15 protein-coding genes are annotated in these 18,319 nt (G+C 71.6%); 6 read left to right on the top strand and 9 right to left on the bottom strand.

Features of this window, described 5'->3' with window-relative positions:
• Positions 1-65: 65 nt before the first annotated feature.
• The 3 genes from ACZ4SF_RS14090 to ACZ4SF_RS14080 form a co-directional block, all read right to left on the bottom strand.
• The gene (locus ACZ4SF_RS14090) at positions 66-1,286 is read right to left on the bottom strand and encodes a spore photoproduct lyase family protein (RefSeq protein ID WP_468382989.1); all 1,221 of its coding nucleotides are present in this window, start codon (positions 1,284-1,286) and stop codon (positions 66-68) included.
• A gap of 116 nt (positions 1,287-1,402) precedes the next feature.
• Positions 1,403-1,744, bottom strand: a complete 342-nt coding sequence (locus tag ACZ4SF_RS14085; protein WP_468382986.1) for a DUF3140 domain-containing protein — start codon at positions 1,742-1,744, stop codon at positions 1,403-1,405.
• A gap of 6 nt (positions 1,745-1,750) precedes the next feature.
• Positions 1,751-1,987, bottom strand: coding sequence for a hypervirulence associated TUDOR domain-containing protein (locus ACZ4SF_RS14080; RefSeq protein ID WP_468382984.1), 237 nt, complete (start codon positions 1,985-1,987; stop codon positions 1,751-1,753).
• Between the two features lie 236 nt (positions 1,988-2,223).
• Here ACZ4SF_RS14080 and ACZ4SF_RS14075 point away from each other — a divergent pair, with 236 nt between their 5' ends.
• From ACZ4SF_RS14075 to ACZ4SF_RS14065, 3 genes are all read left to right on the top strand, one after another.
• Entirely contained in the window at positions 2,224-3,417 is a 1,194-nt protein-coding gene (locus tag ACZ4SF_RS14075) for a carboxylate-amine ligase (protein WP_468382982.1), read from the top strand.
• A 153-nt stretch (positions 3,418-3,570) separates the two neighbouring features.
• A complete protein-coding gene (locus ACZ4SF_RS14070; protein ID WP_468382979.1) occupies positions 3,571-5,352 on the top strand; it encodes an N-acetylglutaminylglutamine amidotransferase in 1,782 nt (593 codons plus the stop codon).
• Positions 5,328-7,562 (top strand): prolyl oligopeptidase family serine peptidase, encoded by a 2,235-nt coding sequence (locus ACZ4SF_RS14065; protein ID WP_468382977.1) that lies wholly within the window; start codon positions 5,328-5,330, stop codon positions 7,560-7,562. The genes ACZ4SF_RS14070 and ACZ4SF_RS14065 overlap by 25 nt, the downstream gene beginning before the upstream one ends.
• Before the next feature lie 23 nt (positions 7,563-7,585).
• On the opposite strand, the gene ACZ4SF_RS14060 is transcribed toward ACZ4SF_RS14065, so the two are convergent.
• Positions 7,586-8,056 (bottom strand): hypothetical protein, encoded by a 471-nt coding sequence (locus ACZ4SF_RS14060; protein WP_468382975.1) that lies wholly within the window; start codon positions 8,054-8,056, stop codon positions 7,586-7,588.
• A 271-nt stretch (positions 8,057-8,327) separates the two neighbouring features.
• Here ACZ4SF_RS14060 and ACZ4SF_RS14055 point away from each other — a divergent pair, with 271 nt between their 5' ends.
• Positions 8,328-8,834, top strand: a complete 507-nt coding sequence (locus tag ACZ4SF_RS14055) for a hypothetical protein (RefSeq protein ID WP_468382972.1) — start codon at positions 8,328-8,330, stop codon at positions 8,832-8,834.
• 94 nt (positions 8,835-8,928) lie between these two features.
• Here ACZ4SF_RS14055 and ACZ4SF_RS14050 read toward each other — a convergent pair whose 3' ends face one another.
• Genes ACZ4SF_RS14050 through ACZ4SF_RS14040 form a run of 3 tightly spaced genes read right to left on the bottom strand, consistent with a single transcriptional unit; the run spans position 8,929 to position 11,350 of the window.
• Positions 8,929-9,267 carry an STAS domain-containing protein gene (locus ACZ4SF_RS14050; protein ID WP_468382969.1) on the bottom strand — a complete coding sequence of 113 codons (339 nt, stop codon included), beginning with the start codon at positions 9,265-9,267 and terminating at the stop codon, positions 8,929-8,931.
• On the bottom strand, positions 9,264-10,550 hold the full coding sequence (locus ACZ4SF_RS14045; RefSeq protein ID WP_468383683.1) for a PP2C family protein-serine/threonine phosphatase: 1,287 nt from the start codon (positions 10,548-10,550) through the stop codon (positions 9,264-9,266). Before ACZ4SF_RS14045 ends, ACZ4SF_RS14050 begins: the two co-directional genes overlap by 4 nt.
• A complete protein-coding gene (locus tag ACZ4SF_RS14040) occupies positions 10,550-11,350 on the bottom strand; it encodes an alpha/beta fold hydrolase (RefSeq protein WP_468382966.1) in 801 nt (266 codons plus the stop codon). Before ACZ4SF_RS14040 ends, ACZ4SF_RS14045 begins: the two co-directional genes overlap by 1 nt.
• Before the next feature lie 267 nt (positions 11,351-11,617).
• Here ACZ4SF_RS14040 and ACZ4SF_RS14035 point away from each other — a divergent pair, with 267 nt between their 5' ends.
• Positions 11,618-14,098: a CehA/McbA family metallohydrolase gene (locus ACZ4SF_RS14035; RefSeq protein ID WP_468382963.1), complete on the top strand. Its 2,481-nt coding sequence runs from the start codon at positions 11,618-11,620 to the stop codon at positions 14,096-14,098.
• Between the two features lie 294 nt (positions 14,099-14,392).
• On the opposite strand, the gene ACZ4SF_RS14030 is transcribed toward ACZ4SF_RS14035, so the two are convergent.
• Positions 14,393-15,628, bottom strand: coding sequence for a GNAT family N-acetyltransferase (locus ACZ4SF_RS14030; protein ID WP_468382959.1), 1,236 nt, complete (start codon positions 15,626-15,628; stop codon positions 14,393-14,395).
• Between the two features lie 343 nt (positions 15,629-15,971).
• Complete coding sequence (locus ACZ4SF_RS14025; protein WP_468382956.1) at positions 15,972-17,234, bottom strand: MFS transporter; 1,263 nt, start codon at positions 17,232-17,234, stop codon at positions 15,972-15,974.
• A 96-nt stretch (positions 17,235-17,330) separates the two neighbouring features.
• On the opposite strand from ACZ4SF_RS14025, the gene ACZ4SF_RS14020 reads away from it, so the two are divergent.
• On the top strand, positions 17,331-18,311 hold the full coding sequence (locus tag ACZ4SF_RS14020) for an ArsR/SmtB family transcription factor (protein WP_468382954.1): 981 nt from the start codon (positions 17,331-17,333) through the stop codon (positions 18,309-18,311).
• Positions 18,312-18,319: the final 8 nt, after the last annotated feature.

Genomic DNA, 18,319 nt, shown 5'->3' with positions numbered 1-18,319 from the left:
ACCTCCTCTGCGGGGGAGGTACCCACGTGCACGCCGGTGATGTGGCGGCGGGAGCCCGAATGCCCTCAGAAGGCGTAGCGGATGCGCAGCCAGGGAGCGTGGGCCGCCACGAGTCCGCGCAGGGCCTGCACCGCCTCCGCCTTGACCCGGTTGGTGTAGCGGACGTTCAGCGCCCCGTTCTCGGAGCGTTTGCCCTGCTGGAGGCCGGGCTGCCACAGCACCTCCTCGGCACGGGGCTGCCAGCCGAGATTGACCTCGTGCAGTTCCCGGTTGTGGGTGAGCATGATCACCTCAGCGGCGGCCTGCCGCTTGACCCGGTCGGGCAGGACGTCGTCGAGATGCCGGAGGACCTCGGTCCAGGCTTCCTGCCAGCCTGGGCGCAGCACCACGGGATAGAGGTTGAAGTGAACCTCGTAGCCCGCGTCCAGGAAGTCCGCCGCGGCGGCGATCCGCTCGCTCACCCGTGATGTCCGGATGTCCAGCAGCCGCGAGTCCGCCGCGGGCATCAGAGAGAAACGGATCCGGGTCCGGCCCCGCGGTTCCAGCGTCAGCAGATCGGGATTGACGAACTTCGTGGCGAACGACGCCTTCGCCGAGGGCCACTGGCGGAAGAACCGCACGAGGTCGGCGGTGTTGTCACTGATCAGCGCGTCCACCGAGCAGTCGCCGTTCTCGCCGATGTCGTAGACCCAGGCCGACTCGTCGCACTGGTTCGGTTCCGGTTTGCGGCCCTGGCGGGCGATGTGCCGGGCCAGGTGGGCGAGGATGCCGTCGATGTCGGTGAAGACGGTGACGGGGTTGGCGTATCCCTTGCGGCGCGGCACGTAGCAGTACGCGCAGGCCATGGCGCATCCGTTGGAGGCGCCGGGGGCGATCCAGTCGGCGGAGCGCCCGTTGGGCCGTGTGGTCAGGGTCTTCCGCTCACCCAGGACCAGGGTCTCCCCCTTCACGCGCACCCACCGCTCGACGTTCCCCTCGTTCCCGTGCAGTCCCGGGATACGCCAGTGGGAGTCCACCTCGGTCACTTCGGCGTCCGGGAAGCGGGCGAGGATCTCACGGCCGCGCGTGGAGGCGGCGGAGCCGGGTTCCGCGTAGACGGCCCGCACGGGCAGGAGGCGGCGGGCCGTGGGCGAGTCGCGGAAGGGGGAGCGGTTCTCGGCTCCGCGGCCGCGGGTGCCGCCGCGCTCGGTCCTGTCCCTCTCCTGCGGCGTCGCGCCGGTGTCGAGGGCGTCCAGACCGAACAGGGCTTCGGCGTCGCCGGCCGGTCCGGCGGAGGGGTACCTCATGTGTGCTCCGCTCGGCACGTCAGGGCTGGGGGCCTCAGTTCACTGTAGGCGTCCGCCGCGGGTGCCCCCCGAAGGGCGCCGTGCCCGAGGGCACTCGGACCCCCGCGAGACGGGCGTCAACCGTCGTCGAGCGGGTCGTGGCCCCAGTTCATCAAGGAGTGGCGCCACCTGGTGTCCCGGGGGTCTTTGGAGGGGCGCTGTGCGAGGTGGCGGCGGATGTAGCCGGTCACCTTGCGCATGTGCGCGTAGTCCGCGTCCGTGAGGTCGCCCTTCTTCTTGCGGAGGATCTTCACGATCGTGCGGCCGGAGGCATGACCGGTGGACTCGCCCCCGTCGTCGTGCTGTCCGGCGGCCCGGGACTCCTCCGTCGCCAGCCATTTCTCCAGCGCGGAGGGTGTCATGTTCACCAGTTCGCGGAAGGCGTCCCAGGTCTCGCGGTGCTCGTCGGTGTCCGCCACGCCGGTCTACTTCTTCTTCTTGAGGGCCGACGGCTTGTGCACGGCCGTACGGCCGGATCTGTCACTGCGCACCTCGTACTGCGGATCGTCGGGGGAGGCGGCCACGGTGCGTCCCGCCGCCTCGGTGCGCTTGGTGATCTTCTTCTCGACGGTGCCCGTGGTCTCGCTTCCGTGACTTCGCCACGCCACCTTGTCACCCTTGGACGGCTCGTTCTTCCCCGATGTGTCCTTCGCCTTCGCCATGGCCGACCTCCTGCCGAGGGTCGTGTGTGCGGCCCTTCCACCTTGCCGGGAGGGGAAGGATGCCGCACCCGCAGGGAGCGCGCGTCCGGCGGTGCGCAGGAGACGGGTTCCCCGATTGCTCATCGGTGCTGCCAGTGCCTCCGCTGAGCGTTCTTGATTAGCAACGGGCAAGCTGGGAAGTCGGAGGTGCACAGCCCGCCGGCCGCCAGCGTCCCTCCTTGACCTTTAGGAGCGCCGTGACAATTCGCATCGGAGTGGAAGAGGAGTTCCATATCGTCGAGGTGGAGACGGGCCTGCTCGTACCCCGAGCCGACACGGTGCTGGAGAAGCTGCCCGAACCCACCTTCACGACCGAGTTGCAGCAGGCCACCGTGGAGTCGAACAGCGGCGTGCACACGTCGCTGGACGGCCTGTACGGCGATGTGCTCGGCACTCGGCGCCGGCTCGATGCCGCCGCGACCGGCAACGGCCTGGCCGTGGTGTCCGCCGGAACGGTGCCGCTGGCCCGCACCGCGGACATGCACCCCACGGCCGGACGCCGCTACCGCCGCATGATCGACGAGTACCGCATGGTCGCCGACGAGCAGCTCATCTGCGGAACCCACGTCCACGTCGACGCCGCCGACCGCGACCTGGCCGTACGCGTCATGTGCGACGTGTCCCCGTGGCTGCACATCCTGCTGGCCCTGTCCGCCAGTTCGCCCTTCTGGTTCGGCTCCGACACCGGCTATGCCAGCTGGCGGACGATGGTGTGGCAGCGCTGGCCCACCGCCGGGCCGGCCGGATGCTTCGCGAACGCCGCCGAGTACGACGCCGCCGTGCAAGGCCTGATCGACTCGGGCGTCATCAGTGACGCGGGGATGATCTACAACGACATACGGCCCTCGGCCCATCAGCGGACACTCGAGCTGCGCATCTGCGACGCCTGCCCGCGCGCGACCACGGTCGTGCTGGTCGCCGGACTCTTCCGCGCCCTGGTGACCGAGGCATGGGAGCGGCTGGAAGGGACGGAGGGCCCCGCCTGCAGTGGCCGGCACGAGTGGCTGAGAGCCGCTTCCTGGCGGGCCGCGCGCTCCGGCCTGGAAGGAGGCCTGATCGATCCCCGCACCCGTCGTGAGGCGTCCGCGGCCCAGGTCGTCCGAACCCTGCTGGGGCACGTCCGCCCGGCTCTGGAAGCCGCCGGGGACTGGCAGACGGTTTGCGATCTCGCGGAGCAGGCGCTCGCGGACGGCAGCGCCGCGCACCGTATGCGCCGCACCGCGGCCGAGGAGGACCTGCTGGCCTGCACGGATCTGGCCATCGCGGAAACCCGGGGCGACGACGGCCGGCGGCGCAGGTCCGTTGCCGGCCGCACCGGGCGGGTCACGTCCGTGGCGCTGCCCGCCGACGACGCCTCCGGTTCCAGCCCGGCCAGGATCGCGGGCCCCTGACGCGGAACAGACCCCCGCCGAACGCCCATACCCGCACCCGTTCCGAAGGAGAAGCACCACCATGCCCACCAACCCGGACCTCAACCCGGCGGACGGACCGGAGCACACCTCACCGCCGTGCCGCCCGGACGCACACCGGGGAGGTGGTGCCTGATGTGCGGCCTGAGCGGAGAGATGCGCTTCGACGGCGGGCCGCCCGACCTGGGAGCCGTGGCCCGCATGAGCGACCGGCTCGCCGCCCGCGGCCCCGACGGTCACGGGATCTGGTCGCAGGGCGCCGTGGCCCTGGGGCACCGTCGCTTGAAGATCATCGACCTCTCCGAGCGCGGGGCCCAGCCGATGACCGACGCCGGGCAGGAGATCACCGGCGTCTTCAACGGGTGCATCTACAACTACAAGGAGCTGCGCAGCGAACTGCAGGCCCTCGGCCACCGGTTCCACTCCACCTCCGACACCGAGGTCGTCCTGAAGGCGTACCAGCAGTGGGGCACCGCCTGTGTCGACCGCTTCCTCGGCATGTTCGCCTTCGCCCTCGCCGAGCACCGCACCGGCCGCCTGGTCCTGGTACGCGACCGGCTCGGCATCAAGCCCCTGTATCTGGCGCAGAGCCCCGGACGGCTGCGTTTCGCCTCGTCCCTGCCGGCTCTCCTCGCGGGCGGGGGCGTCGACACCTCACTGGATCCGGTCGCCGTCCACCAGTACCTCACCTGGCACGCGACCGTGGCCGCACCCCGCACCGTCCTGGCCGGGGTGAGCAAGCTCCCGCCGGCCACCGTGCGGATCGTCGAGCCGGACGGCACCCACCAGGACCACTGCTACTGGCAGCCCTCGTACACGCGCCGCCCCGAGCACGAGGGCATGAGACCGACCGAGTGGCGGGACGCGGTGCTCGACGCGCTGCGCACCGCCGTACGCCGGCGGATGGTCGCGGACGTGCCCGTCGGCGTCCTGCTCTCGGGCGGCCTGGACTCCAGTCTGATCGTGGCGCTCCTCGCCGACGAGGGGCAGCGGGACCTGGCGACGTTCAGCGTGGGCTTCGAGTCCGAGGGCGGTGACGACGGAGACGAGTTCGCCTACTCCGACCTGATCGCAGGACAGTTCGGCACCGACCACCACCAACTCGTGGTTCCCTCGGAGCGGGTGTCGACGGCCTTGGACGCGGCGGTCGCGGCGATGAGCGAGCCGATGATGAGCCACGACGTGGTCGCCTTCCATCTGCTGTCCGAGCAGGTGTCCAGGCACGTGAAGGTCGTCCAGAGCGGGCAGGGCGCGGACGAGGTCTTCGCCGGCTACCACTGGTACCCGCGACTGGCCTCCGTCGCACGCGAGGACGAACCCGGCAGGTACGCCGACATCTACTTCGACCGGTCGCACGCCGACCTCGCCGCGATGCTCCAGCCGGACATGCTGCCGCCGGACGACGTCTCCGGCCGGTTCGTCGAGGAGCACATGGCGGTGCCCGGCGCCGAGACCGCACTCGACGCGGCCCTGCGCCTCGACACCCACGTCATGCTCGTCGACGATCCCGTGAAGCGCGTCGACAACATGACCATGGACTGGGGCCTTGAGGCCCGGGTGCCCTTCCTGGACCATGAGCTGGTGGAACTGGCAGCCGCGTGTCCGCCCGAGCTGAAGCTGGCCGACGGCGGCAAGGGCGTCCTGAAGGAGGCCGGCCGCAAGCTGCTGCCCCACGAGGTGGTCGACCGTCCCAAGGGCTACTTCCCGGTCCCCGCGATCACCCACATGGCCGGGCCCGTCCTGGAACGCGTGCGTGAGGCGCTCAACGCACCCGAGGCCAAGCGGCGCGGCCTGTTCAAGGCCTCCTACCTCGACGGACTCCTGGCGGCCCCCGACCGACACCGCACCAGGCGCGGAGCCAACGCGCTGTGGCAAGTGGCTTTGCTGGAGATATGGCTGCAGACGCACGGAATCTGACCGAGAAGCGCACCGCGGTGGCCGTGGCCGACCCGGTCACGGCCACGGCCGGGCAGCCCGTGGCCGCACACTCCGCGCGCGATGCCGGCCGGGTTCCGCCCGCGACGGACGGTGAAGGGGCCTTCGCAGCCCCCGCACGCATCCCGCTGCCGGACGCCACCGGGCCACGCGACGCGACGACGCGGCTCATCGCGCACGGCTGCTGGTACCCCTCCGCCGACCCCGCAGGTGTCCAGGTGGCCTTCATCTGCGACCGCGGCGGCGTCCCCCAGCTGTGGGTCGGGCCCCCCGACGGCGACGAAGTGCACCTGCTCGACGCCGATCCGGACCCCGTGCAGGAGGTGTCCTGGTCACCCGACGGCCGTTGGATCGCCTACACCACCGCCCCCGGGGGCGGTGAACTCACGCGGGTGCTGTGCGTACGCCCTGACGGCACCGACCGCCACATCCTCGCCGGAGCCGAGCCGGACAGCTCGGCCTACCTCGGCTGCTGGTCGCACGACGGCTCGGCCGTCGCGGTCACCGTCGCGGTACCCACCGCCGCACTCGTGCCCCAGCGCGCCGAGGCAGAGCCCTCCCTGGCCGGCTGGCCGCACCGGAACCGCGATGCAGTACTCCTCGGCGCGGCGCCCCGCACGGACAGCGGACTGCCGTCATCGCCACCCACCGTGGCCGAGGGCCTGACGGGTACCGGAAGCCCGCCGGACCGGCAGGCGGCCCAGACGGCCGGCTTCGGCGACGGCCTGTCTGCCTATCTGATCGACCCCGACGGTGCGGCCGCCCCCGTTCTCCTCGCCGCCGAGAAGGACACGGCGACCCTGCGCGTATGCGATCTCAGCCGGGACGGACAGCTGGCGCTGCTGCGCCGGGGACCCCGCGGACGACGTGAGGCGGTGGTGCTGCGCACCACCGACCGCACGACGACCTGTGTGGTGCCCGTCGCCGACGGCGACCCCTGGATCGGCAGGTTCTCGCCCCGCGCGGACTCCCTCTGGCTGCGCAGCGACGCCCACCGGGAGTTCGCGGCCCTGCTCGCCGCCGGACTCGACCCGGAAGGGCGGCCGCGCAGCTGGTCGGTCACAGCCGAGCGCGTGGACACCGACCTGGAGCTGCTCCACATGACCCACGACGGCGGTGCCGCCGTCCTGGCCTGGAACGCCCGGGGCGTGAGCGAGGTGGAGGTCCGCGACACGGACTCGTCCGGCACGGGCCCGGCCGATGCGGCCGAGCCCCTCATCGGCCCGCCCCGGCAGGTGTCCCTGCCCCACGAGGTGGTCACCCGCATCGTGGACGCGGGTCCGCGACGGCTGGTGCTGGCACTCTCCGGCTCCCAGCGCCGGCCCGGCCTGTGGTGGCTCCCCGAGAGCGTGGCGCCGGTGCGCACTCCGTGGTCGTCCCGCGACGAGGACTCCGTCCCGCCGGGCCGCCCGCCCGTGCGGCCGGTTCAGCTGAGTCCGACCGCACGGGACGGACTGCCGCTGCACGGCTGGTACTACCGTGCCCCGGGGCGCGGTCCCGGCGAACCGGCGCCCTGCGTCATCCATCTCCACGGCGGACCGGAGGAACAGGAACGGCCCGTTCTCAACCCGCTGTACCACGAGATCCTGGGCCGAGGTCTGGACATCTTCGCCCCCGACGTACGCGGATCGTCCGGCTACGGCAAGTCGTTCGTCGACGCGGACCTGGGCAGGGGCCGGTTCGCCGCGCTCGACGACGTGGCCGACTGTGTCGCCCACGCGGTACTGGCGGGCCCCGCCGATGCGGCCCGGCTGGCCGTCATGGGCCGCTCCTACGGTGGCTATCTCACGTTCGCCTCCCTGGTCTGGCACCCGGATCTCTTCCGCACCGGGGTGGCGGTCTGCGGCATGTCGGACTTCGCGACGTTCTTCGAGGGCACGGAACCCTGGATCGCCCAGTCGGCGGCCCACAAGTACGGCCACCCCGAACGCGACCGTGAACTGCTGCACGCCCTCTCGCCGATGAGCCGTATCGACGCGCTGCGCGTGCCCGTCCTCGCCGTGCACGGGGAGCACGACACGAACGTGCCGCCGGGGGAGTCGGAGCAGTTCGTACGGGCCGCTCGTGAACGGGGCCTGAGCGCCGAAATGCTCACACTGCGCGAGGAGGGCCACGAGTTCCTCCGCGCCGACAACCGCCGGCTGTTCCGCCGTGCCGCCGCCGACTGGCTGCAACGGCATCTGAACGGCTGACCGGATCACAGCGGTCGTGTGCCTCACTCCGGCCACGGCCGCCAGTCGTCCTCCTCGTCCCTGCGCCACAGGCTGATGTCCCGGTCGCGCAGCGCCGTGCGCAGTTCGTCCGGTGCCAGCCAGGAGTGGAGCGGCACCAGGCCGGCGGTGCGGAGCCGGCCTGCCAGCAGGTGGTCGACGGCGATACCGGCAAGCAGTGAGGGAATGCGGCCGCCGTGCGTGCGGGCGGTCATGCCAAGCCGGCGGGTGACCGGGCGGCCGCCCGACTGCCCGCTCACGGCGAAGCCACCGGCCTCGTCGCCGACCCGGCCGGCGAGCCACGACAGCGCACGCACCAGCGGAATCAGGCGCCGCGTGGTGCGGGGCCGTCCGGTGCGGGCCCGCAGGGCCGCGAAGAGCCCCAACGCCCGGTTGACGGCGGTGAATTCGGTGCCCGCCTTGAAGGCGATCGTACGGGCGCCGCACAGTTCGGCCAGGACGTCCAGGTCGGCCATCTCGTGGACCATCGCCGCGGTCGGCCTGGCCGGCAAGATCCTCGGACCGCTCGGCTGGCTGTGGCTCGCGCTCACCGGCGAGTGGCCCCTGGCCTCCGGCGTCATCCTCGTGACCAACGATCTGATCTGGTGGATCCCCTTCGCGCTGTACCTCCACGACTGCCTTCCCCAGTGGCGAGCCCGGTACCTGGTCGCAGGGCGGCGGTAGCAACTCGCCGTGCATGCGGGAGAATCGAGACCGTCCGGTGGCGGGGGAGAGGGGACGGAAGCCGTGGCCGAAGTGAGCGAGAGCTTCGAGTACTTGATCGTGCACCTCGTCACCCAGCAGGTCAACGACAAGGCGACGCGGACGATCGCCCTGACCAACGCCACCGTCGGCCGGCTGCCGCGTCACGACGAGCGCGGGAACACCACCCAGGAGATGTGCGACCACTGCGAAGCTCGACTCCGCGTGGAACTGCCGTCGTTCGCCGACGTCCGCCGTGAGCGGCGACTGCACGGTGTGCTGTGGAAGGTGTGCGCTCTGGCGACGCTGGTCAGCGGCTACGGCTTCGTGCACGTGGCCCGCACCTCCAGGGACACCGGGTACGGGCCCGGGATCGCCTTCGCTCTGACCGTGGGCGCCACCCTCTTCTTCGGGTACCGGACGCTGGTCAGCGCAATGCTCGCGCGCAGCAACGGAGGCCCGGAGGTCACTCGCGTCGACCGCCGGGAACGGGGGAACGTCCGGCACAGCTGGACGAGCGTGCCGGAAAGTGAGGACTCCGAAGCACTCTGACATTCCCTCGGCCCGGCCGGTTCCCTCGGCCGGGCCGGATGCAGCGCGCGGAAGCAGGCCGGGCCGGCCGCCGGAGTGAGCGGCCCGTCGTGGGTCAGGAACCGATGGCGGTCTCGCAGTCGGGACGGATGGTGAAGATCTCGTCTAGGCCGACGACGCGCAGGATGCGCATCGTGTGGGCGGGGACGGCGGCGAGAACGATGTCCGCCCCGGCGGCATGCGCGTGGCTACGGGCGGCGAGCAGGGCGGTGATGCCGCTGGAATCGCAGAACTCCATCCCCTGCAGGTCCAGGACGAGGCGCTGGGCCGGTTGCAGGGTGATTGTGGCTGTCAGTTCACGCAGCTCGTCGGCGGTGGTGTGGTCGAGGTCGCCGCAGACGTGCAGAACGGGACCGACGGCGGCGTCTCGGGTGGTGATCTTCAGGGGGCTCATCGTGTGTCAGGTGTCGAAGGGTCGGGGGCGGGGACGCCGATGGCGACCAGGGCTGTGTCGTCGTCCAGACCGTCGCCGAAGCTGTTCAGCAGGCCGGTCAGGGACTGGACGACGGCGTGCGGGGGTTGGCCGGCGTGGTGGACGGCGAAGGCACGCAGGGCGTCGTCCCCGTACCGGTCGGTGTGGTTGTCGCCGGTGCGGGCTTCGGTGAGACCGTCGGTGTAGAGCAGGAGGGTGTCGCCCGGGGTGAGGACGGTCGTGGCGGGGGTGAAATGCGCCTCGGGCAGTACACCGATGAGCAGGCCTCCGGGGGTGGGCAGGAAGTCGGCCGTGCCGTCGGCGCGCAGCACCAGAACCGGAGGGTGGCCGCCCGAGGCGAGGTGGACGGCGACCTGACCGGACGCGGGATCGGCTTCGAGCGTGCCGAAGACGGCGGTGCAGTAGCGCGGATCGCCGCTGCCGGCATAACGCTCGTGGAGGACCTTGTTCAGGGTCGACAGGGCGGAGACGGGGCCGGGGTCGTGCAGGGCGGCGGCGCGCAGGGTGTAGCGGGTCAGAGAGGTGACCGCCGCTGCCTGGGGGCCCTTGCCGCACACGTCGCCGAGGAAGAAGGCGAAGCGTTTGCCGTCGAGGGGGAAGACGTCGTAGAAGTCGCCACCGAGCCGGTCGGACGAGGCGGTGTGGTAGTGGGCTGCCGTCTCGACGCCCGGTATCGGCGGCAGGGTGTTGGGCAGCAGCGACTGCTGGAGTACGGCGAGGGCCTCCTGCAGCCGTGCACGGTCGGCTTCCGCCCGCTTCCGTGCTTCTTCGGCCGCGTCTCGGCGGCGCAGGAGTTCCTCTTCGTAGGCGCGGCGGTCCCGGGCGTCGAACACAGTGGTGCGGATCAGCAGTGGCTGCCCGGTGCTGCCGCGTTTGACGACGGAGGAGACGAGCACGGGAATCCGGCCACCGCCGGCTTGCTCGATCTCCAGGGCGATACCGCTGACCTCGCCCTGCATCCGCAGCAGCGGCGCGAAGTGCGTCTCGTGATACAGCTTCCCCCCGACGGTCAGCAGGTCGGTGAACCGCATCCGGCCCACCACTGCCTCCCGGTCCAGGCCGAGCCAGTCGAGCAGCGTGGTGTTGATCTTCGCTATGGTGCCGTCCATCAGCGCGGACAGGTATCCGCACGGAGCGCTCTCGTACAGTTCCTCGGCACTGTCCTCCAGCAGGGCGGCGAACAACGCGTCCGTCGCGTCGCCGTCGGCGTCCTGGGGTTCGGGCTGCTGGCCGGAGCGGCACATCATCGCAGGTCCGCGAGGAAGTCGGTGATCGCCTCGTTCGTGGCTTCGGGCGCGGACAGGTGCGGGCAGTGCCCGGTGGCGTCGAGCGTGACCAGCGTGGAGCCGGGGATCGCCCGATGGACGAAGGCGCCGACCTCGCGAGGGGCGATGACGTCCTGGGCGCATTCCAGTACCAGCGTCGGCACCCGCACGCTCTTGAGGTCGTCCCTCGAATCCGACAGGAACGTGGTCCGGGCGAAGACGCGCGCCATGTCCGGATCCGTGGCGCAGAAACTGTTCTTCAGTTCCTGACCCAGCTCCGGGCGGTCGGGGTTACCCATGATCACCGGAGCCATCACCGCCGACCAGCCGAGATAGTTCGATTCCAGCGACGCCAGCAGCTCGTGGATGTCCTCGGTGCTGAACCCGCCCCGGTAGCCGTCGTCGACGTACCGCGGAGAGGGGGTGATCATCACCAGCGCGCCGATCCGCTCCGGAGCCATGCCGAGGGCCACGACCCCGATCATCGCGCTGACCGAGTGCCCCACGAACACCGCGTCGCGCAGATCGAGCGCTTCGCACACCTCCACCACGTCCCGGGCGTAACCGTCCAGAGAGGAATACCGGTCCTCCGTGAAAGCGGACGCGTCCGAGCGGCCGGAACCCACGTAGTCGAAGAGGACCACCCGGTAGTGCTCGACCAGAGAAGGCACCGTGAGCCGCCACATGTTCTGATCACAGCCGAAGCCGTGAGCCAGCACCACGGTCGGCCCCTGAGGATTGCCGGTGACGGTCACATTGTTCCTGCGGGCAACGTCCACGGCCACAGTCTCTCAACCCTCACCGACGGCCCTGACATGCCCCCGCACCACCCCACCGCACAGTACGGGTGTGGCCGTCTCCCTGCTGCGCGCCGCCGGCATCCGCGGTGTGGTCCGACGGCCCACAAGGGAGGCGCTTGTTCGGCCGGGTGCCGGTACCCTGCTGGTCGTTCGAACGAACGAGAAGCCTCGAGACCCTGGTCGCCGACGGGCGGGCGCGACGGCCTGCTCCTGTAATTGACAGGTGCATGACTTTCGGAGGGTCCCGTGCCGAGTGATCGCGGATCCGACAGACACGAGGAACAGCCGACGGCCACACCGGTGCGCCGCCGTGACGTGCTGCGTCTGGGCACGCTGCTCGCCACCGGCGGCCTGGCGGCCATGATGCCCGCCGGTGTCGCCGGCGCGGCCACGCAGACCGACGGCAGCCGGGTGACCAGGACCTATGAGGGCCGTTCTCCGCTGGGGTTCGACCAGTGGGCCTACATCGACTTCGATGTCCCTGCCGGGGTGAACCGGATCTCCGTCACCTCCAGCTTCGAGCCGTTCGTCCTCGTCCTGGGCGTCATGTCCAACGTCCTCGACATAGGGATCTTCGACCCCTCGGGATTCCGCGGATGGTCGGGCGGAGCCAGACGCGACTTCACGCTCTCCGCGGCGGACGCAACTCCCGGCTACGTCCCCGGACCGATCGAAGCGGGCAAGTGGTCCGTCGCCCTCGGCCCCATCGTCTACCAGGCGTCCGGCATGGGCTGGCAGGTCAGTGTCACCCTGGACCACGGCCCTGCGCTCGAGCCGGTCCCGTACACCATCCTGCCCGGCTCGGTCCGCGGCCGAGGCGCCGGCTGGTACCGGGGTGACCTGCACCTGCACAGCGTCCACTCCGACGGCGCGCGGACCGTGGACCAGATGATCACGGACGCCCGCAGGAACAAGCTGGACTTCATCGCCACCTCCGACCACAACACCAGTTCCACCGGGGTGACCTGGCAGGACAACATCCCCACGGACCTGCTCGTGATCAACGCCGAGGAGGTCACCACCCGCCACGGCCACTGGCTGGCCGTGGGACTGCCGCAGGGCGAGTGGGTGGACTGGCGCTACGCCCCCGGCGACCAGGGCGCACTGGACGGACACGTCCAGCGGGTCCACAGCCTGGGCGGGCTCGTGGTCGCCGCGCATCCCATGACCCCGGGTCCCGGTTCGTTCTGGGAATTCGGCCTCGACCACGTCGACGCCATGGAAGTCTGGAACGGCCCCTGGACACTGGACGACGCGGCCGACGTCGCTGTCTGGCACGGCGCGCTGAGTCTGGGGAAACGCATCCCGGGCCTGGGCAACAGCGACGCGCACGCCACGACGGACACCGTCGGCCTCCCGCACAACGTCGTCCACGCCTCCGCCCTGTCCACCACGGCGATCCTGGCCGCACTGCGGCAGGTCAGGTCCTACGCCGCGGAATCCACCGCCGTCACAGTGGACTTCACGGCCGGCGGGGCCGGCCGCACCGCCGGGCCGGGCGAAGAACTCCCGCTGGGCCTCTTCGACTCAGTCGACGTCACAGTCTCCGTGTCCGGCGCCCCCGACACCGTCGTCACCCTCTGCACGGAGTGGGGGATCATGGCATCGACGGCCATAGGCGCCGGCGGATCCGGCCAACTGCACTGGCGCGGCTGGGGCAAGGCGTCACTGTTCGCCCGCGCCGAAGTACGCCGCCTGCAACCCGGCTCCAGCACGCTCGACCAGATGGTGGCCCTCACCAACCCCGTCTGGTTCTACAGCGCCGACCGTCCGCCGTACGCCATCGAAAAACGCGTCCTCTTCCAGAGCGCCCGCAGGGCGGACGGAACCTGGACCAGCATGAGGCCGCTGCACGGCTCGGAGAGCGACCCCGCCTTCGCCGGCATCCAGGTCTCCGCCGCCGGCATGCCCGACGGGACCGTGCAGATCCTGGGGCTGAAACCCGACAACAGCCTCTGGGCCGCAACTCTGGACGGTTCCACCCCGACGAGGCCGTGGCAGCGTCTGGACGGTCCCGGCCGGCAGAAGGACTTCACCGCGCGCGAGGCGGCCATCACGGCTCTGCCCGACGGAACCAGCCAACTCCTGGCCACCGGCATGGACGGCACGCTGTACCACCAGCAGCGCCGCACCGACGGCACACTGACCGGCTTCCGACCGGTTCCCGGCTTCACGCCGAACAGCCCCTGGGGTGCCACGAAGATCGCCCTCGCCGGCATGCCCGACGGCTCGGCCCAGGTCCTCGCCTACAACACCGACGGCGCCATGTACCTGTGCATCCGCCGCAGGGACGGGTCATGGACCGCCTGGACCCGGCCGGCCGGCTTCGGCGGCGCTCCGGCCTTCTCCGGCCCGGCACTCGCCATCACGGGTCTGCCCGACGGTTCCTCTCAGGTCGTCGCCGTCGGCCTCGACGGATGCGTCTACCACCAGGTGCGCCACCCCGACGGACGGTGGGACGGCTTCGCTCCTCCCGCGGGCGTCGACGCGAACCGAATGGGTGCCAGCAGCGTCGGCATCGCGGGCATGCCCGACGGGTCGGCGCAGGTCGTCGTCGTCGGCCACGACGGCAACGTCTGGCACAACATCAGGAAGGACAACGTCTCCTGGACCGGCTTCGCCCAGATCGCCGGTCCGAGCGGGATCGACCCGTTCCCCGCCGGCCAGGTCCGCATCACCGCCTTGGCCGACGGCACCGCACAGGTCCTGGGCATCAGTGCCGCTTAGGAGTGTCGTTCGGATCAGCCCGGGCCCGCGACGCCCGGCACGGCACCTTCCCAGCCTCCGGCCGGGGGTGCCCCCACGCCGCGTTGTCGGATCACCCGGGCACGCCCGGTACGCGGGAGATCCTCCGCCTTGCGATGCACCGCACCGGACGCCGCGGCCCGATCCGACCTGATCCGAACGACACCCCCCGGCCGTTCTCCTTCGCCGGCCGGTGGATCGTCCGCTCGTGGCGCAGGCTTGCCGAGGCCGCGCGTGCGGGCCGTGGGCGTGCACACTGCAGGGTGGTGAGCGCGGTCAGAACCAGTGCAGGCAGTGCGGGGAGCGCTCGGCACGGAAGAGGGCGTCAGCGAGGGCGGCCGCGCCGGGGCGGTGGGCCCGGATGTGTCCGGCACGCACGAGCGTGCTCGGGGCGGTGCCGCCGAGGTAGACCGAGCCCAGGTCGCTCACGTCCAGGGAGAGGTCGGGCTCCCGGTCCGTCGGGACGCATTCGGCCTTGTTGTCCCGCACGGTCAGGAGGTAGCGGCCGTGCTCGCCGAGGCACGGATCGTCGACGTCGAGGACGAGTTCGCCGTCCGTGAACCAGCCGCGCGCGGTCAGCGCACGCGGGACGTCCAGCAGCCGCACCCAGAGCCAGTCGGTGTCGCCGCTCACCTGGCCGGCGCGGAAGTCCACGAGCTGCCAGCGCAGCGGGTGCCCGGGCGGGAAGTGCTTGAACACGACCTGCTTGACCAGGTCGTGTCCGAGTACGAACCGGGCCAGGGCCGTGAAGACGGCGTCGTCGGTGGCGATGGTCTCGTCGACCGTCAAGGTGTCGGGCTCGCCGACCGAATAGCTGGCGTACCCGTCCGGGACGCCGTCGGGGTCCCGGTGGACGGCGACGTAGCGCGACGCCGCAGCAACCGGGGGCTGCCCCGCGCCCGACGCCCACCAGCGGTGAGGCCGGGACAGCGCGCCGGGCTGTGCACGGCGGTACCGGTCGTAGACCTCTTCCAGGATCTCCCCGCACTCGGCACGCCGGAGCAGCTCGACCGTGCCGGTGCCCGGGCCCGTCGCCGGGGCGCCGGCCGTTGCTCGCGCCCGGGGGAGGGCGAGAGCGGCCTGGTGGCGCGGCACGGTCAGCCGCTGCGTGTAGGTCGCCGGTCCGTAGCCGAACCTGCGGTATATCAGGGCTTCGGAAGCCAGCAGTACGGAGAGGAACTCGCCTCGGCACCGCAGCTCGGTCAGCTGATGCCGCATCATCGCGCTGAGCACGCCCTGGCGCCGGTGCGAGGGCAGGACACCGACGGCCGTCACCCCGGCGGCCGGTACCAGGACCTCACCGGGCAGGGTCAGCTCGAAGGTGTACGCACCGGCAGTGCCGACCGGCCGCCCGTCCGCCGTCAGGGCGAACAGGCCGCGGTCCATTTCCAGCGCCGCCCACCAGACCCCGCCGCCCTCCTCGGCCGGGGTCTCGGGGAAGCGGCCGAACGCGGCATGGAGTGTGTCGACGAAGACGTCGAGGTCCTGGTCGGTCGTGGAACGAATCTCCATGCTGCTGCCTCCCCGGGATACTGGCACCACGACGCGTGGCGTCCGGTCACCATGCGGCCCTGACCCGTGGCCGGGTCAAGCGAATTAGGGCCGGCCCCGCGGCCGGACACAGCCCATTGCCGGTCCCGGCCCGGGAGGGGGAGTTGCGATCGCCTGTCTCGGCGGCACGGACAGGCCCGCTCGACGACCGGACCGGTCCGCAGGACCGGCGACGCCGGAAGCGGCAGCTGACCGGTGCCGGAGCGGAGCAGCGACGCGGACCCGCGTCGCGCGCGCCGAGCAGCACACCGGGCGGCCGGCGCCCGCCGAACGGTCCAGAGGCCGGGGATCTGACGCAGACGGTTCACAGGCCGGGGATCTGACGCAGTCGGCGCAGCGGGGAGCAGGCGATCGGCAGCCAGGCGAGTGCCAGGCCGAGCGCGCCCGCCCAGAGCGCGGCGCGGACCGAGAGGAGTTCCCCGAGGAGGCCGGCCAGAGCGGCGCCGGCGGCGAGGGACCCGGTCAGGACCAGCCGCATGGTGGCGTTCATCCGGCCGAGCAGCCGGTCGGGAGTGACGCTCTGCCGGAAGCTGACCTTCAGGACGTTGTCCACGCCGACCTTGAACGTGGTGACGAGCCATCCCGCGGCGGCCACCCAGAGCGCCGGGCCCCGGTCGACCAGAGCCACGGTGACGCCGAAGGGCGCGATGGCCAGACCCAGCAGCCAGAGTGTCCGCCCGGCGCCGAACAGGCGGGCCAGCCGCCGGGCCGAGAGCGAGCCGAGCAGGACCCCGCCGCCGCCGGCGGCGAAGAAGAGACCGATGGCGAAGCCGGGAAGGGCGAGTTCCCGGGCGAGCAGGAGCGGAAGCACCGTCTGGCACAGCTGGATCGACAGGTTGGTGCAGGCACCCGCGCAGGCCACCGCCCGCAGCCCCGGGTGGGCGAAGACGAAGCGCACGCCCTCACGGATCTCGTCGAGCAGCTTGCCGCGCCCGGTGGCCCGGGGCGCGGGTTCCGGCCGGCGTATCCGTACGAGGCAGACCGCCGACCAGACATAGCTGGCTGCGTCGATGAGGACGGCCATGGGGGCGGACAGCAGCGTGACGAGGAGTCCGCCCGCGCTGCGGCCGCCGATCTGGGCCGCGGCGTCGACGGTGACCAGCACGGAGTTGGCCTGGGCGAGGTGTTCCCGGCCGACCAGCTGGGGCAGGTGGCTCTGCGCGGCGACGTCGTAGAAGACCGTGGCCGCGCCCGACAGCAGGACGACCACGTACAGCTGACCGATCGTCAGAGCATCCAGCAGCCAGGCGACCGGAACCGAGAGCAGGAGAGTCGCTCGGAGCAGGTCGGCGGCGATCATGACGGGGCGCCGGCGCATCCGGTCGACCCAGGCCCCGGAGGGCAGACCGATCAGCAGGAACGCCAGGGTGCTCAGCGTCGTCAGCAGGCTCACCTGGGCGGCGGTGCTGTGCAGAGCCGCCACGGCGACCAGGGGGATCGCCACATAGCTGACGGAGCTGCCGAGTTTGCTCACCGCCGTCGCGGTGACGAGCAGACGGTAGCCGTGGTCGTGGATCAGGGGAGGGGCGGTCGGGGTCGGGCGTGCGCCGAGTTCGGTCGTGGTCATGTCGGGAGCCTGTCCGCCGTCCCGGGGCCGCGGCCATGAATTTAGGCTGTACTGAATCCTCGCAACGGCCGAGGGAAGGGAAACGGAGGGGGCACCGTGCTCGAGCTGCGGTTCACGGCCCGCGACGTGGCGCGTACCAGGCTCGCCCTGTCCCCGCTGTGGGAGGCCGTGGCCAGCATCCGTATGGTGAAGAACCCGCAGGAACACGGCCTCTTCCGGCCCTGGGCCGAACAGGCGGCGCAACGGCTGGCGGCCGACGGGCTGGACTGGGGGCTGCTGGCCGATCTCGTACCCACCCCACCCCGGGCGATACCGCTGTTCGTCGCTCCACCGCCCACCACTGCGCCGGCTGATCTCGGAATCGAGCTGGCCATGCTGCGTGCCACCCCCGCGGAGGAGGTCCGGGCCGGTCTCAGCGGGAAGGCGGCGCCCCACTCCGAAAGGCTGGAGGCGCTGCTGGCGGATCCGCGACGCGGCCTCGGGGAACTGGCCGACCTGGTGGAGGCCTACTGGGAACTGGTGCTCGCGCCGTACTGGCCGCGGATGCGCTCACTGCTGGAAGGCGACGTGCTGCACCGGGCGCGCCTGCTGGCCGATGGCGGCGCCGACCGGCTGCTCGCGGACCTGGACCCCGCGGTCGGCTGGGACACCGACACCCTGCGCGTCCGGCACCTGTACGCGCGGGGCACCCGACGGCTCGACGGGCGGGGCCTGCTGCTCGTGCCGTCCGTGTTCGCCTGGCCGCGGGTCTTCTCGATCACCGCCCCCGGCAGGCAGCCGACGCTCCGCTACCCGCCGCGCGGTGTGGCCACGCTGTGGGAGCGGCGGACCGAGGTCGCCGAGCCGCTCGCCGCCGTCATCGGCCGCGGCAGAGCCCGGCTGCTGGCCGAACTCGACACGCCCGCCTCCACCACCGACCTGGCCCGTCGTACGGGCATCACTCCCGGCGGAGTCTCCCAGCACCTGACCGTCCTCCGCTCGGCCGGCCTGGTCGTCGGCCACCGCACCGGTCGCTTCGTGCTCTACAGCCGCACCGAGGCCGCCGAGGCCCTGCTGGCCGCCCCGCACCGCAGCTGACACCGCCG

The organism is Streptomyces sp. NPDC027663, assembly GCF_055566415.1.
This window is presented reverse-complemented; position numbering and strand designations above follow the sequence as displayed.